13 protein-coding genes are annotated in these 14,599 nt (G+C 61.8%); 8 read left to right on the top strand and 5 right to left on the bottom strand.

What is annotated here, in order from left to right; genetic code table 11:
• The first annotated feature begins 76 nt into the window (after positions 1-76).
• Positions 77-901, top strand: coding sequence for a UTP--glucose-1-phosphate uridylyltransferase (locus tag C2L71_RS01060; protein ID WP_103263932.1), 825 nt, complete (start codon positions 77-79; stop codon positions 899-901).
• Between the two features lie 32 nt (positions 902-933).
• Here C2L71_RS01060 and C2L71_RS11980 read toward each other — a convergent pair whose 3' ends face one another.
• Both C2L71_RS11980 and C2L71_RS01065 read right to left on the bottom strand, forming a co-directional pair.
• Complete coding sequence (locus tag C2L71_RS11980) at positions 934-1,080, bottom strand: hypothetical protein (RefSeq protein WP_157938910.1); 147 nt, start codon at positions 1,078-1,080, stop codon at positions 934-936.
• Positions 1,080-1,607: a hypothetical protein gene (locus C2L71_RS01065; RefSeq protein WP_103263933.1), complete on the bottom strand. Its 528-nt coding sequence runs from the start codon at positions 1,605-1,607 to the stop codon at positions 1,080-1,082. The genes C2L71_RS11980 and C2L71_RS01065 overlap by 1 nt, the downstream gene beginning before the upstream one ends.
• Before the next feature lie 283 nt (positions 1,608-1,890).
• Here C2L71_RS01065 and C2L71_RS01075 point away from each other — a divergent pair, with 283 nt between their 5' ends.
• The 3 genes from C2L71_RS01075 to C2L71_RS01085 all read left to right on the top strand — a co-directional run bounded on the left by C2L71_RS01075 (position 1,891) and on the right by C2L71_RS01085 (position 5,152).
• Positions 1,891-3,468: a phytoene desaturase family protein gene (locus tag C2L71_RS01075; RefSeq protein ID WP_103263935.1), complete on the top strand. Its 1,578-nt coding sequence runs from the start codon at positions 1,891-1,893 to the stop codon at positions 3,466-3,468.
• Between the two features lie 67 nt (positions 3,469-3,535).
• Entirely contained in the window at positions 3,536-3,823 is a 288-nt protein-coding gene (locus tag C2L71_RS01080; RefSeq protein WP_103263936.1) for a hypothetical protein, read from the top strand.
• A gap of 72 nt (positions 3,824-3,895) precedes the next feature.
• The gene (locus tag C2L71_RS01085) at positions 3,896-5,152 is read left to right on the top strand and encodes an MFS transporter (protein WP_103263937.1); all 1,257 of its coding nucleotides are present in this window, start codon (positions 3,896-3,898) and stop codon (positions 5,150-5,152) included.
• Positions 5,153-5,322: 170 nt separating this feature from the next.
• Here the strand turns inward: C2L71_RS01085 and C2L71_RS01090 are convergent, their stop codons facing one another.
• From C2L71_RS01090 to C2L71_RS01100, 3 genes are all read right to left on the bottom strand, one after another.
• Positions 5,323-6,285 (bottom strand): D-2-hydroxyacid dehydrogenase, encoded by a 963-nt coding sequence (locus tag C2L71_RS01090; RefSeq protein WP_103263938.1) that lies wholly within the window; start codon positions 6,283-6,285, stop codon positions 5,323-5,325.
• Positions 6,286-6,832: 547 nt separating this feature from the next.
• Complete coding sequence (locus C2L71_RS01095) at positions 6,833-8,014, bottom strand: serine hydrolase (protein ID WP_170042402.1); 1,182 nt, start codon at positions 8,012-8,014, stop codon at positions 6,833-6,835.
• Positions 8,015-8,238: 224 nt separating this feature from the next.
• Positions 8,239-9,375: an SLAC1 family transporter gene (locus tag C2L71_RS01100; protein ID WP_103263940.1), complete on the bottom strand. Its 1,137-nt coding sequence runs from the start codon at positions 9,373-9,375 to the stop codon at positions 8,239-8,241.
• 502 nt (positions 9,376-9,877) lie between these two features.
• Here C2L71_RS01100 and C2L71_RS01105 point away from each other — a divergent pair.
• From C2L71_RS01105 to C2L71_RS01120, 4 genes are all read left to right on the top strand, one after another.
• Complete coding sequence (locus C2L71_RS01105; RefSeq protein WP_103263941.1) at positions 9,878-10,777, top strand: homocysteine S-methyltransferase family protein; 900 nt, start codon at positions 9,878-9,880, stop codon at positions 10,775-10,777.
• A gap of 3 nt (positions 10,778-10,780) precedes the next feature.
• The gene (locus C2L71_RS01110; protein WP_103263942.1) at positions 10,781-11,050 is read left to right on the top strand and encodes a hypothetical protein; all 270 of its coding nucleotides are present in this window, start codon (positions 10,781-10,783) and stop codon (positions 11,048-11,050) included.
• Positions 11,051-11,380: 330 nt separating this feature from the next.
• Positions 11,381-13,726: an anaerobic ribonucleoside triphosphate reductase gene (locus C2L71_RS01115; protein WP_103263943.1), complete on the top strand. Its 2,346-nt coding sequence runs from the start codon at positions 11,381-11,383 to the stop codon at positions 13,724-13,726.
• A 215-nt stretch (positions 13,727-13,941) separates the two neighbouring features.
• Positions 13,942-14,568, top strand: coding sequence for a 4Fe-4S single cluster domain-containing protein (locus C2L71_RS01120; protein ID WP_103263944.1), 627 nt, complete (start codon positions 13,942-13,944; stop codon positions 14,566-14,568).
• Positions 14,569-14,599: the final 31 nt, after the last annotated feature.

A 14,599-nucleotide genomic window follows, 5' to 3' on the forward strand; every position in this document is an offset into this window, starting at 1 on the left:
TTGGTTCGTGTGGAACAATGTGCTGCGACGACTCAGATGTCGTCTGTCCGCTCAGCTTAGAGAAAGGTTATCGCCCATGAAGGCTCTCATTCCCGCTGCCGGTCTCGGCACGCGCTTCCTGCCCGCCACGAAAGCGCAGCCCAAAGAGATGCTGCTCGTCGTCGACCGCCCGGCCATCCAGTACGTGGTGGAGGAGGGCCTCGCGTCGGCTGCCGACGAGGTGGTCATTATCAACAGCCGCGAGAAGAAGGCCATCGAGGAGCACTTCTCGCCGAATTCGGAGCTGGTGGAGCTGCTGCGCGCCCGCGGCAAGGACGCGTACGCCGACCTCGTGGAGCGGGTGGGCAACTACAACGTGAGCTACGTGTACCAGGACGAGGCGCTGGGGTTGGGCCACGCCGTGCGCTGCGCGGCCGAGAAGACGGGCGACGAGCCGTTCTACGTGCTGTTGGGCGACGTGCTGGTGCCCGACAACAAGATGCTGCCGCGCATGCAGGAGGTGTCCGACGCGCACGGCGGCGCCAGCGTGATTGCGGTCATGCCGGTGCCCGACGACCAGGTGAGCCGCTTCGGCGTCATCGCGGGCGCAGCTGTGGAGGGCGAGCCGGACGTATGGAAAGTCGACGCGCTCGTGGAGAAGCCGGCGCTCGAGGACGCGCCGTCGAACTTGGCCGTGTTCGGCCGCTACCTGCTCTCGCCGCGCGTGATGGAGCTCCTGGCCGACGTGGAGCCCGGCGTGGGCGGCGAGATCCAGCTGACCGACGCGCTTGACGCCGTACTGCGCGAGGAGGAGATGTACGCGCTGGTCATCGACCCGTCCGACGGCTTCGACACGGGCACGGTGGAAAGCTGGCTCGAAACGAACAACGTTCTGTTCCGTCGCGCTGCCGAGCGGCGATAAGCCCGATGCCGCGGGACGCCCTCGTACCGAATTTAGAGGGCGTCCCGTTCTGATCCCAGGCCGTCGATCGTGTGCTTGATGCAGGTGTGCGCGTAATTCCAGTATGGATTGAGCGCCTCTTGCATGATGTCCTTTCGCGTGTGGCCGAAGTGCCACTGAAGCCTTCCGAAAATACCCATCACATGGTACTCCGCAAGGAAATTGAGGACGTCCGGGGGGGGGTGGGCCTGTTCCCCAGCATAAAAAGAATGTCGTCCTTTATGGTGGGAACATATAGGTTCACCAGGTACTCGAACAGATTGTTATACGAATTCGCGTCGGTTCGGAACATGTTCGCGTAGTACACCCGATTGTCCACCCAGTGATACGTGATCGCCTTGAAGTACGGGCCCTGCGCAAGAAACCGGTCCTCCGTTTCTATCCGCACGTAAAACGGCCAGTCATCGTAGGGATCTTGCAGTTCAGGATGAGGTTTCACCTGCGGATATTCGGCGAATTGCGTTTCGATTATCTTCTTGAACGCAGAACGGAATATCCAGATGACAAGGTTGTCGACGTTCTCGAAATAATAGTAGAACGTCTTACGCTCGCATCCGATGGCGTTCGTGATGTCGACGACGCTCACACGATGATTGCACGGCGTTTCCGTGACCAGGTGCATGAACGTGTCGGCGAATTCCTGCCTTCGGGTACCTTTGACACTCATGCTATCACTCCTTGCGAAGGGCATCGAGTTCAGTTCGGATTTCGGGATTGGTTAGTACGCCCATTATAAAATGGTGCACAAAAAACAATTCGTTTTTTATCAACCCAGTTTCCTGATTGTGGGTCTTGATACCTGCGGTACCACCCATAATCTCGGTTCTGGTCATGGATTTCTTCAGCTTGAACCCAGTTCCCGCGATGTGGTTATTCTTATGCATCCGCACAAATTCATACACTTCAGCTACCTCGAGGAACAAGGTCCAATCTAGATCAGAGGAGGAGACATGGCTGGAGGAACGTACGATTTCGTCGTGCTCGGAGGCGGTCATAACGGCCTGCTGACCACTGCGTATCTGGCGAAGGCGGGTTTCAAAGTGTGCTGCTTGGAGGCGAACGCCGAGTTTGGCGGCGGCACGCGCTCTGAAGAAATCGCGCCGGGTTACATCGCCGATACGGGCGGCATGGTGCACAATATGATCTCGAAGACTCCCATCGTCCGCGGTGACGAGCTGGGGCTGTTCTCCAAATACGGTTTGGAATACTGTTATCTCGATTCGCTGTTCTGCTCCATCTTCCCCGATGACACGAACCTGATCATGACGAAGGATCTCGATCAATCGTGCCAGAACATTGCGAAGTTCTCGGAAAAGGACGCCGAGACGTATCGCAAGTTCAGCCAGTACATGGGCAACATGCTCGCCGTCGCAGGCGTCGGATCTCAAGCGCCGCCGCCGAAGTACGGCGCCATGATGAATGTTATGAGCATGAGCCCCGAAGGGCGGGAGTTCCAGCGTGTGCTCAATTCTTCCGCGCAGCAGATCGTGGAGGAATGGTTTGAAAGCGAGCAGGCGCGCGTCACGTTCACCCGGTGGTGCACCGAGATGATGATCGATCCTCGCGCCATCGGCACGGCTACGCTGCTGTACTTCACGTCCGCTCTGCACGATCCCTCAAACCCCGGAGCACCGTTCCCCAAGGGAGGATGCATCAACTTCGTGAACGCGCTCAAGGCCTGCTGCGAAGACAACGGGGCCGACTTGTTCGAGAATGCGTGGGTCGACGAGATCAAAGTGGCGGGCGGCGAAGTCAAGAGCGTTCGCACCAAGAACGGCGACGAGTACATTGCCGAGAACGCAATCGTCAGCACAATCAATATCAAGTCCGTCTTCGACATGCTGGGCGACGATGCCCCGGCCGAGGACGCCCACTACGTGAAGATCCTCAAGCACAACGACTTCATGGCCCTCAACCAGGCCTTCGCGCTGAGTAAGGTGCCGGAGTTCAAGACGGGCCCCGAGGTGTACGGGACGTTCTGCATCGAAGCCGCCCCCTGGGAGGCCGAGTACCTCGAGACGTTCAGCAAGTACACGCTCGGCTGCTTCAGCCCGAGGCTGCCCCTCATCACTATCCCGTCGCTCACCGATCCGACGCGTTGCCCCGAAGGCCACAGTGTGGTGAACGTGTACAGCTATGCGCCGTGGAACCTCGACGGCGATTGGCGCAACTGGGAGACGAAGGGCGACGAGCTGAAGAAGCAGGTGTGGGATTTCTTCAAGAGCATGACCACCAACATTACCGACGACGACATCATCGCAAAGTGGGGCAAGACGCCGCTTGAGTACACGGAATGGAACCCCGCGTTCCTCCATGGCGACATCGGCCAGATCGGCATGCAGCCCAGCCAGATGTACGATATGCGTCCCATCGTGGGCAAGGGACACCAGTACCATGGCGATATCGAGAACCTGTACTTCCTGGGCAGCTCGAGCCATCCCGGCGGCGGCATCGCGGCCGGTGCGCGCGCGGGCGTTCAGAAGGTGCTCGAAGATTACGGCATCGATTTCCGCGACATTGTGAAATAGGCTCGCACCGCCGGGGGCGCCTCTGTGGCGCCCCCGGCGCGAGCCTCGCCTGAGGAGGATCTGGATCATGGCTGGAAAACCGAAGAAGAAGCCTTCGATCACGGCACGTACAGAGGATGGAAGCCCGGTCGTCGAAGTGTACAGCATGAGGTTCGAGGACGGAAAGCTGATTATGGATTGCAAGGCTTTGGGCAGTATGCGTATGGACGTGGTGGTGGCTCCTGAGGATGTGGCGGAGGGTTGGCCGGTCATCAAGGAGAGCAGATCGGCGATCATGGCCTTCGGCAAGCGCGTTCCGAAAGCACTCAGGATCTGGAAGAAAGCGCAGAAGGAAACGCCATCGGAGCAGTCATGATGCCTGCGAGGCTTCTGCGCCTTCGTCCAAGCGCGCCGAGGGGATCGCATCAATCGTATAGAGGAGGTTGGAATGGGTACTCAGGGGAAGAAGAGCTTTTTTCCTTACCTGGTCGTGGCGACCGGCATCGTCGGCTGTTTCGCGCCGTGCGCTCTGGCGCTCAGCTGCGCGGGCATATACTTCACGCCGGTTAGCGAGGCGCTGGGTGTGGGGAGGGGCGTGTTCGCGCTGTACCTCACCATCATGCTGCTTTCGACGACGTTCTCTCTGCCGTTTTTAGGAAAGCTCATGGAAAGCAAGGATTTGCGCGTGGTGCTTTCGGCCGCGGTAATCCTTATCGGCGTGCCGCTTATCTGCATGTCGTTCTTCAACCAGGTGTGGCAGTTCTACATTGCCGGGGCGTTCATGGGAGTCGGGCTTGCCGTGCTGCTTATTCTCGCCGTGCCGACGCTCGTCAATCGATGGTTCAGGAAGAATGTGGGCTTTTTTATCGGGCTGTGCATGGCGTTCACCGGCATCGGCGGCGTGGTGTTCAACTTGGTGGGAGGCGCCCTCATAGCGAGCGGTCCCGATGGCTGGCGCATGGGCTACTTGGTATTCGGCGTCATCGCCCTGGTTCTGGCATTGCCGTTCACGTTGTTTTGCGTGCGCAGCTATCCGAGCGATATGGGACTCGATCCGGTTGGAGCAGAAGAGGCCGCTGACGGCTCCGCAGCGCCTGCCGCGCTCTTCGGCGTGACGGCATCGGTGGCCATGAAGACGGCGGCGTTCTTTCTTGTGGCCATCTTTGCGGGTCTGATTAATCTTGCTATCAACTTCTATCAGTATCTTCCTTCGTATGCGGCGTCGCTTACGCAGTTCCCGGACGTCGTTGCCATTTCGGCTACGCTCGCGTCGGCTGCCATGCTCGGTCAGGCTATCGGCAAAGTGGCGCTGGGCATCATCAACGACAAAGCCGGCGTGTTTGCCGGGCTGTTCGTGTCCACGGGCTGCGGTGTGATCGGCCTCGCGATCATGTGGCTCGTCCCGGGGTCGGTGCCGGCGATGCTGGCCGGCGGATTCGTGTTCGGCGTATTCTACGCAAGCGCAACCGTGCTCGCTCCGCTTGTGGTTCGCACCATCTTCGGCACGCGCGAGTACTCTACCATCTATTCGCGCATTTCGATGGTAGGCTCGTTCGCAGGGGCGTTTGCGGCAAGCGTATGGGGCTTCGTCGTCGACGCTGCCGGTTTCTCGAATGTGTTTGTCATCGGCATCGCGGGCGCGATTCTCGTGGCTGTATTCGGATCGCTCGCGCTCGTTTCCAAGAAGAGCATTCCTGCCGACTGAGGCTTCGCCGGCCGGACGGCGAAGCTCCGCGCCGCGCGACGCAAGGCTACGATTTGAGACAATTCGCGGCGCGAGAAGATGCGCCCTCGAAACGGGCTCGCCCGTTCGAGGGCGCATCTGCGGAGCGCCGTATCCGATGCGGCGCACGGGGCGCGGCGCCGCTCGGCGGTTCAGTCGACCACGTTCTGCGGCTTTCCTTCGACGAAGGCTCCCACGTTTGCGGCGACGGTGGCCAGCAGGCGCTCCCGTGCCTCGTGGGTGGCCCAGGCGATATGGGGCGTGATCACGATGTTCATGCCCTTCGCCTGCAGAAGCGGGTTGTCGGGGCGCATGGGTTCCGCCGACACCACGTCGGCGCCGAAGCCGGCCAGCTTGCCCGAGCGCAGCGCGTCCACGACCGCCTGCTCGTCCACGAGGGTGCCGCGTGCGGTATTGAGCAGGAAGGCGCCGTCCTTCATGCGCGCGAGCGTCGCGGCGTTCATCATGCCTTTTGTATCGGGCGTGGCGGGTACGTGCAGCGACACCACATCCGCCACGGCCAGCAATTCACCGAGGTCCACTTGGCGCACGTCGTCGCCTTCCAGCTGAGGCTTGGGCGAGCGGTTCTCGAACACCACTGGCATGCCGAACGCGCGCGCGATGCGACATACGGCTTGTCCAATACTGCCCATTCCGACGATGCCGAACGTCCTGCCCGCCAGCTCCACAAGCGGCGTGTCCCAGAACGAGAAGTCTTTCGCACGCGTCCAGGCGCCGTCCATGACGAGGCTGGAATGCTTGCCTACGTGCAGGCACAGCTCCAGCAAGAGCGCAAATGTCATCTGCGCCACATCGGGAGTGGAGTAGGCGGGCACGTTGGACACCACGATGCCTCGCTCACGCGCCGCGTCAAGGTCGACCACGTTGAAACCGGTGGACGTGAGCGCAATCATCTTGAGGTGGGGCGCCCATGCGAGCGCTTCGGCGTCCCAGGCGATCTTGCTCGACACGGCGACGTCGGCATCGACCACGCGAGCGGCAAGCTTTTCGCGCGGCGTGCGATCGTACACGGTGACGTTCCCGTAGCGCTTCAGCGCGTCCCAGCTCAGGTCGCCGGGATTGTTCACGTATCCTTCGAGGACGACGATGTTCATAGAGCCTCCTGTCATCGGAATCGGCGTTTGAAGCCAGATTCTAGCATGCGTCCGGTGCGCGGTTCGAGCTGCGGAGGGCGAGTTGCCGGCTGGGAGCGAATTCGTCGCCGAAAATGAGATCGGCCCGGGGAGAGGGGAGCTCCACCGGGCCACAAGGAGGGGATGTGCGGTGTCGTAACACCGCTTCTGCTTTAAGGGGTAAGCAGAAACAAACTGAAAGGAGGGGATTCTTTCGTTTGCTGTAGCCAGTATAAAGCTTGACATTGCAGATGATATGTGCAAGCCATGCATGTTTTGTGAATTGCGGGGCTTGAAAGTAACAAATAGGTAAATTCCGGTATCACTGCAAAGCCGCTGATCGATTGGGCAAATAGAAACAATCGGCACCGTCGATTGAACGCGACATCCACGGTGAACGGGAAGGAGCCAGGACGGGATCGGCAAAAGAAGCGAGCGGCATCAAACCTTCGAAGCGCCAGTGCTTTTCAAAAAAGAGGCGTCGTTTCAGGACGGGTTGAGCGCGTGGCGGCTTTGCGCATTCGGGCATTCAGGCGCCCAGCGTACCGCGGGCGTTCCACAGCGCCTTGGCGATGCCGGACACGAAGGCGTCGTTTGTCTCGCTCTCGGGAACGTCGGTCATGATGGTCATCAGATAGGCCCGATCGCCCTCGACGATGATGCCGGCATCGATGGTGGCGTTCGTATCCTCTCCGCTGATCCAGCCGGCCTTGTCATACACCGTTATAGGCTCGCTCGGCTCTTCGATGGCGATGCTGTAAGCTTCGTAGGCGCTATCGGCTGCGGAGAGCACGCGCTCTGCTCCCTGCGAGCTTTCGTCGATCGAGATTGCAATTTCAGCCCCGTCTTCCTTCGGCGCGACGGCATCCCTAATCATGGAGCGCTCCGTGCTGCCCAGGAGCTGCTGCGCCCACTCCACGATCTCAGGATCGCCTGACTCGAGGTACTGGTACGCGTTCATCCAGAGTTTGAGCGAGTCGCGCGGCGTGTAATGGGGAAACGCGGTGTCGTTGGCAAGGCTCGGATCGACGTTCAGGTTCGAAAGCCAATGCTCGAGGCTGACCGAGCCGTATCCGTCGCATGCCCGGCGGAGCCGATAATACGACGTATTGTCGGACCAGGTGATGGTGTCGGCGGCAAGCTGGTCGATGGAGGAGATGGATCGGTTTCCCGGTTCGAGAACCTCCTGGCATGCGTAGATGAAGAACGGTCCCTTGAACGACGAGGCGCCGTACAGTTCGGCATCGATATTGTACGCGTAGCCGCTGCCTGTTTGCAGATCGAAGAAGCAGAACCCGACGGTGCGCTCATTGTAGGAGAAGGGAAGGAGCGCCGCTTCGAGAGAGATATGCTGGCCGGGCTCAAGCGAAGGGGTATGACCCGTGCCTTCGGCTGCAAGGGAGAATCCTGTTATGTTCGTGCCGGGATCTGCAATGGCGTCGAGGCTCTCGATAGAGGGCGCGTATTCGGCAGTCGAAGCGGGCTCGCTTTGCGCATCCTCCTCTTCGCTCGAGAAAAGCGGGCCGACCAAGCCGCTTTGGTCTGCCGCGGCGCTTTCTGCCGAGAGCAAGACTCCTGGGACGACGAAGACACCCAATACGACGACGAGCGCGCCGACGGCAGCAAGCGCGAGGGGCCGAGGTATGCGCGACCAAAAGGAGGCCGTCTGGTGCGAACCGATGTATACCGGTGCGGCGCCCATCGGCCGCATCGAGACACGTGGGAGCTCGCCGCGCACCCGACGCGGGCGGCGCATATTCGCATGTGGGGTTCGCATGTCCCGCCTGGAAGAGAATCCTGATGTCGTTTTGTCACGCATGCGTACACGGTAGCATGCATATTTGCGATAATGCAACGGTTCGGAAGCCGAACGGCTCAAACCGCCCGCTCGATCCGATGGTTGGTCGGCGATTCCAGCCCGAATGAGGGCGGCGGCTACGAAGCGCCTGCGTGCGCCTGTTCGTCGTCGCATGGCGCGTCGCACGCGATGCCTGCGGCTATGGGCACATGCGCCTCTGCCGCCGCTGCATTCTCCAGATCGCGTGCGCCTCTGCGCAGATACGCGCGCAGCGCCCCAAGTGCCGCCGTCTGCTCGGGGGCAAGCCGGCCGCTTGCGCGGTTCCGCTTGACGCTCGCCCAAAGCAAACCCAGGAAACGCGCTACGACGACGGAGATGATGGCGGTTGCCAGCAGCAGCTGCACGCCGGCGAGCTGCTGCGCCGCCCAGGCTGCGCCCGAGTATCCGGCGGCGGCGAAAGCGGACGCGAACCGGTCGGTCGCCAGCAGCCCCACGGCCATGGGGAACGTCATGCCCGCATACCCCGGATGAAACGCGACTGAGAAAAACTTCGGCAGCTTGGCCACGACGTACACGAGCGATGCGGCGACGCAGGCGAACAGCGCTGCCACGATCGGCAGACACGGTTCTGTGAACGCGTTCACGTACGAGACCAGGCACATACTGCACGGCCCGAGCATGATGGCCTGCGAATGCATTGCAGCTTCAGCGACTTCGCAGCGTCTCATGCGCCACAGCATGAACGGCGTCACCGCCAGATAGATGCCGATGCCCCAGACCACGATTCCGGCTGCAAGCGGTTCGGGCATGAACGCCATCCCTGCAACCGTGGATACCATGACGCCGTTCGTGGTGACGTACCAGCTGGGCATGAACGTCTTCCATTCGAAGCGCTTCACGAAGAAGCGCACGAAGAACACCGCCACATGGGCGAACAGGAGCGCCAGCATCGCGAAGAACACGATCTTGAACGCCGTCCAGGCGCCGGGTGCTATGCTCGCCCCGTAGGCGCACAGCACCATAACGAGCATAGGGAGGGTGGGGTAGAGCGCGGCGAGCATGGGGTTTGCGTACTCGGCCGCCACGACGCTTTTCAGATGGAACGCGATTTTCAGGCAGTATGCCAACGCGACGACGGCCGCAGCCAGTGCGGCGACTGCGTGCACGAGCGGGAAGCCGAGCGAGTCGTAATATCCGCTCAGCACGAGCAGGCCGAGCGTGGCCGGAACCGCCGGCAGCGGCAGCCGGGAGACGGCTTCCTGTATGTTCGTCATAAACCCTCCTCAACGCTGCTCTGTCATTCGCTCATAGTACACCCGGCAGTTCCGCTGCGCGGCGGAACGGCCGAGAAGCTTAGGCGCGCGTTCGCCCGCAAGCTCGCAGCGGGGATGCGGAATCGCATATGCGGAGATAAAAGAACGGCCCGGGGAGAGGGGAACTCCGCCGGGCCACAAGGAGGGGGTGCGACGCCGAAGCGTCGCTTCTGCTTGTACAGCAGGCAATCGAAGGGAGGGGGAGTCGTTCGACTGCATGCTGTAGTATAGAAGTTCACGTTGGAAAACCTATGATCGCCCCATGTGCGTCTTGTGTAACGGGGCCGAACCGTCGGTGAGCGAGAGCGGAATCGCCGCCGGCGCATGAGCCCCGCCTTGGAGATGGTGCGCAGCGCGATTGCGGTTCTCGAACCCATGCCGAGCTTGGTTCGCGGGCTCTTGTCGAAAGGGCGCGCGCTGCTTCGTTCTTTTGGTATGATGTCAGCCGAGGAAAGGATTGGATATGCCCGATATCGCGCTGCGCTTCCACAAGGATATGCTCGTGCTGTCCCCACCCATCGAGCCGGTTCTGCGTCGGCAGGGCTTCGACCTCGAGCAGGGTTTGGAGTTCGCGAGCCTCGTCGAGCCCGAGACCATACGCGATGCGCTGCGCCTGAGCGTGCTCGCGGGCGTGCAGTGCGTGGTGACGAATACGTCAGGCATGACAAAAGCGCGCCTTGCGCATCAGGGCATGGAGGATCGCTCTGCCGAGCTTCTGGATGCTGCTCTGGCTGCGGCGCGCCAGGCGTCCCCGCAGCACGTTCTCGTCGAGGTCGGACCATGCGGCCTGCCGCTCGATGCTTCCAGCAAGCACTCCCTGAACGAGCATCGCGGCCAGTACGCGCACATTGCGCGGCTCTGCGCCGATCGGGAGCTCGACGCGATCTTCCTCAACGGGTTCGGAAATCCGATCGATCTGAAATGCGCCCTGATGGGCATACGCCAGGCGAGCGATGTTCCCGTGTTCGCCTCGGTCGACGTCGATGCGGACGGGCGGCTGGCCGACGGACGCCATTCGTTCGAGGATGCGCTCGACGTCATGCTCGATTGCGGCGCAAGTGTGGCCGGCTTCGCAACCCCTGCGCCTCTTGAGCAGGCGGCCCTTCTTGCCCGTAGAGCCTGCCAGGCGGGCGAACTGCCCGTGCTCGCCCAGCTGATCGTGGCGAAGGACGACCCGAGACAAGGTCGTCCTGTCCCTGCGAATCCCTATTATTGCCCCGACGTCCTCGTCGATGCGAGCGTTCGGCTGCGCGCGGAGGGCGTCCAGTTTCTGCGGGCGTCCGGTGCGGCGACGCCGGCCTACGCTGGTGCTCTGGCGATTGCGAGCGAAGGCCTGGACGTCATCCGCTGCGACGGGGAATAGCCTATGGCCCCCTCGCATACGAACACGACGCGCAGTCCCCAGTACGGAGCCATGCAGGGCGTTGTCGACTCCCTGTTCGCCGATGCTGACGTCAAGGCTGTTCGCCGACTGGACGTCGTGCTGGCTGCCGAGGCCAGCGATATGCCCGACGATTTGATGGAGATCGTCAAGCTGCTGCCCCCCGGTTCCTACACGCGCCAGCGGTTGTGCGATCAACTGAATTCGTCCATCGGCGGTCACGCCTGGGGCCAGGTTTACGGCACGGTAGAATAGGCGGTTGCGTGGTCTGCGCGGTCGCGTAACGCGAGCGTGACGTCGCGCCAACATCGCGTTGTCGGGCATGTGGAGTATCGATGAAGCGCGCGGCGTTTCTCGAATAAACCGAAGTGTGGCGCGATTTCAACCCTTGCGTTCTTTTTTTCTGCTGCGTACTATATCTTCACGCTATGAGCGGTGAACACCACAACATATTGTGGAAATGCAGCGTACTGCCGGTGGAAAATCTGGGTATAACGAGAGTGAATCCACTGTTCACGCCAATAAAAGACAAACCGAAGCCATACCGAAGAACAGCGTCCAGCACACACGAGGAAGGAACGGCGCATGGTCACGACCATCATCAAGCGCGACGGCCGCACAGCAGAATTCAACCAGGAGAAAATCGCCGAGGCGGTCGAAAAGGCGTTCCAGGCGTGTGGCGCCATGCAGGATCGGGCCGCGGCTGAAGGCATTGCGCAGCAGGTTGTGCAGAAACTCGACGACGGCGCCATCGAGGGCATCCCGACGGTCGAGGGCGTGCAGGATCTGGTGGAGGAAACACTCATCGAGTCCGGCTTCGTGCAGACGGCCAAAGCCTACATCCTCTACCGCGCCGAGCGCAGCCGCGCCCGCGATGTGAACAGCCGTCTCATCCAAACGCTCAAGGACATCACGTTCTCTAAGGCGTCGGACTCCGATATGAAGCGCGAGAACGCCAACATCGACGCCGACACCGCCATGGGCACCATGCTCAAGTACGGCTCCGAGTCGGCCAAGCAGTTCTACGAGATGTGCGTCATCGACCCGAAGTTCGCCCGCGCCCACCGCGAGGGCGACATCCACATCCACGACATGGACTTCTATACGCTCACCACCACGTGCTGCCAGATCGAGCTGCGCAAGCTGTTCAAGGGCGGCTTCTCCACGGGCCACGGCGTCCTGCGCGAACCCAACGACATCGCCAGCTACGCGGCGCTTGCGTGCATCGCCATCCAGAGCAACCAGAATGACCAGCACGGCGGTCAATCTATCTGCGATTTCGACTACGGCCTGGCCGAGGGAGTGCGCAAGACGTACCGTCGCCTGTTCAAGAAACATCTGGCCGAGGCGCTCGACCTGCTCGCAGATCTCGATGATTCGCGCGCGTTCGCCCAGGATACGCTCGAGCGCGTCGAGAACGCCACGGGCGCGTGGGCGAGCCTCGAATTGGACGAAGGTTTCGAAGCGAATCTTCGCGCCGAGTTGGCGGATGCCGGCATTCCGGGGGATATTGCCGACAAGTCGCTGGCCTATGCCGTAAAATGCGCCTTCGTCGATACGGACCGCACGACGTTCCAGTCCATGGAGGCGCTCGTGCACAATCTGAACACCATGCATTCTCGGGCTGGCGCGCAGACGCCGTTCAGCTCGGTGAACTACGGCATGGACACGAGCCCCGAGGGCCGCATGGTGGTGAAGAACATGCTGCTGGCCACCGAGGAGGGCCTCGGTTCCGGCGAAACGCCCATCTTCCCCGTGCAGATCTTCCGCGTGAAGGAGGGCGTGAACTACAATCCCGAGGATCCGAACTACGACCTGTTTAAGCTGGCCATGCACTGCTCGGCGAAGCGCCTGTTCCCCAATTTCAGTTTTCTGGACGCGCCGTTTAACGTGCAGTACTACAAGGGCACGCCCGAGACCGAGATCGCCTACATGGGCTGCCGCACGCGCGTCATGGGCAACGTGTACGATCCTGACCGCGAGGTCACGCCCGGTCGCGGCAACTTGAGCTTCACATCCATCAATCTGCCGCGGCTGGCCATTCGCTCGAAGGGAGACCTCGACCTGTTCTTCGACCTGCTGGACGCAAAGCTCGCGCTCACGGTGGGGCAGCTCGACGAGCGCTTCGAGATACAGGCGCGTAAGAAGGTGTACAACGCCCCCTTCCTCATGGGCCAGGGCGTGTGGATCGACTCGGAACAGCTGGCTCCCAATGACGAGCAGCGCGAAGTGCTCAAGCACGGTACGCTCTCGCTTGGATTCATCGGTCTGGCGGAGACGCTCGTGGCGCTGACCGGCCAGCATCACGGGGAGTCCAAGGCATCACAGAACCTGGGGCTTGAGATCATCGGGCATATGCGCGGCTATCTTGATCGCCTGTCGGCCGAGCGCGGCATGAACTACGGTCTGATCGCGACGCCGGCCGAAGGCCTGTCGGGCCGCTTCGTGCGCATGGACCGTGCGCGCTACGGTTCTATCCCTGGCGTGACCGACCGCGACTACTACACGAACGGCTTCCATGTGCCGGTGTACTACGATATCAACGCGTTCGACAAGATCGAGATCGAGGCGCCGTACCATGCGCTCACGAACGCAGGCCATATCTCCTATGTCGAGCTCGATGGCGACCCGACCGAGAACCTTGAAGCGTTCGAAGCCGTTATCCGCCACATGAAGGAGAGCGGCATCGGCTACGGCTCGGTGAATCACCCGGTGGATCGCGACCCGGTGTGCGGCTACAACGGCATCATCGGCGATGTGTGCCCCAAGTGCGGCCGCACGGAGGAAGAGCACGGCGTGGCCTTCGAGCGCATCCGCCGCATCACCGGGTATCTGGTGGGCACCCTCGACCGCTTCAACGACGCCAAGCGCGCCGAAGAGGCCGACCGCGTGAAGCATTTCATCGCGTCGGCTGATCAGCAGACGCACTAAGCTTTCGGTTTCGTCGGCCTCCCGGCCACCGGAACCTGACGACGCTGCGGCCGGCCGCAGCACCCGATCCCGCGGCGATGACGAGGGCTCGCGTACCCGTTGTGCGCTTCGCCCTCGCTCTCCCCGCGATCTCGGGCGCCACGGCCGCCCTCGCCGACTCACTACGCCGACCCGTTCGATTATTATGCGCCTTTTGGGCGCATGCGAGGCTGCCCATGACCACACCGACCACCATACGCCTCTACGGCACGGCCCCGGACTCCATCGTCGACGGGCCGGGGCTGCGCTACGCCGTGTTCGTGCAAGGCTGCTCGCATGCGTGCCCCGGGTGCCACAACCCCAACAGCCAGCCATGCGCGGGCGGCACGGTGCGCACGATTGAGGACGTAGCGGCCGACATCGCGGCGAACAAGCTCGCTCAGGGCGTGACTATCTCGGGCGGAGAACCGTTCGAACAGGCGGCTGCGTGTGCCGAGCTCGCCCGCCGCTGCCAAGCGATCGGCTTGAGCGTATGGACGTACTCGGGTTACGTCTATGAGCAGTTGGCGGCGCGTTCGTCGCAGTCCGAGCCCGGGGCGCCAGATGCGAGCCATGCCCCGCAATCTGCGGCCGACATCGCGGCGATGCTGCCTCATGTCGATCCTGCCGGCGCCGCCGGCTTGCTGGATGCCACCGACGTGCTTGTGGACGGCCCCTTCGTGCAGGCGCGCCACGCGTTCGACCTTGCATGGCGCGGTTCGTCCAACCAGCGTTTGATCGATGTTCCCGCCACGCGCCGTGCTGACCGCATCGTGCTTTGGGAGTCTCGAACGGTCCTGCCGCAGAAACCGCCTTCCTGGTAAAGCGAGCAGGGCCTGGTGCTCCGATCGCGGC

It is taken from the genome of Enteroscipio rubneri (assembly GCF_002899715.1).
GTDB classification, from domain to species: domain Bacteria; phylum Actinomycetota; class Coriobacteriia; order Coriobacteriales; family Eggerthellaceae; genus Enteroscipio; species Enteroscipio rubneri.

What these genes read in the sequence shown, in the direction of transcription:
- C2L71_RS01075 (WP_103263935.1), top strand. Translation starts at nt 1,891, where the DNA reads ATGGCTGGAGGAACGTACGATTTCGTCGTGCTCGGAGGCGGTCATAAC.
- C2L71_RS11980 (WP_157938910.1), bottom strand. Translation starts at nt 1,080, where the DNA reads ATGGGTATTTTCGGAAGGCTTCAGTGGCACTTCGGCCACACGCGAAAG.
- C2L71_RS01085 (WP_103263937.1), top strand. Translation starts at nt 3,896, where the DNA reads ATGGGTACTCAGGGGAAGAAGAGCTTTTTTCCTTACCTGGTCGTGGCG.
- C2L71_RS01105 (WP_103263941.1), top strand. Translation starts at nt 9,878, where the DNA reads ATGCCCGATATCGCGCTGCGCTTCCACAAGGATATGCTCGTGCTGTCC.
- C2L71_RS01090 (WP_103263938.1), bottom strand. Translation starts at nt 6,285, where the DNA reads ATGAACATCGTCGTCCTCGAAGGATACGTGAACAATCCCGGCGACCTG.
- C2L71_RS01110 (WP_103263942.1), top strand. Translation starts at nt 10,781, where the DNA reads ATGGCCCCCTCGCATACGAACACGACGCGCAGTCCCCAGTACGGAGCC.
- C2L71_RS01065 (WP_103263933.1), bottom strand. Translation starts at nt 1,607, where the DNA reads ATGAGTGTCAAAGGTACCCGAAGGCAGGAATTCGCCGACACGTTCATG.
- C2L71_RS01080 (WP_103263936.1), top strand. Translation starts at nt 3,536, where the DNA reads ATGGCTGGAAAACCGAAGAAGAAGCCTTCGATCACGGCACGTACAGAG.
- C2L71_RS01115 (WP_103263943.1), top strand. Translation starts at nt 11,381, where the DNA reads ATGGTCACGACCATCATCAAGCGCGACGGCCGCACAGCAGAATTCAAC.
- C2L71_RS01100 (WP_103263940.1), bottom strand. Translation starts at nt 9,375, where the DNA reads ATGACGAACATACAGGAAGCCGTCTCCCGGCTGCCGCTGCCGGCGGTT.
- C2L71_RS01060 (WP_103263932.1), top strand. Translation starts at nt 77, where the DNA reads ATGAAGGCTCTCATTCCCGCTGCCGGTCTCGGCACGCGCTTCCTGCCC.
- C2L71_RS01120 (WP_103263944.1), top strand. Translation starts at nt 13,942, where the DNA reads ATGACCACACCGACCACCATACGCCTCTACGGCACGGCCCCGGACTCC.
- C2L71_RS01095 (WP_170042402.1), bottom strand. Translation starts at nt 8,014, where the DNA reads ATGCGGCCGATGGGCGCCGCACCGGTATACATCGGTTCGCACCAGACG.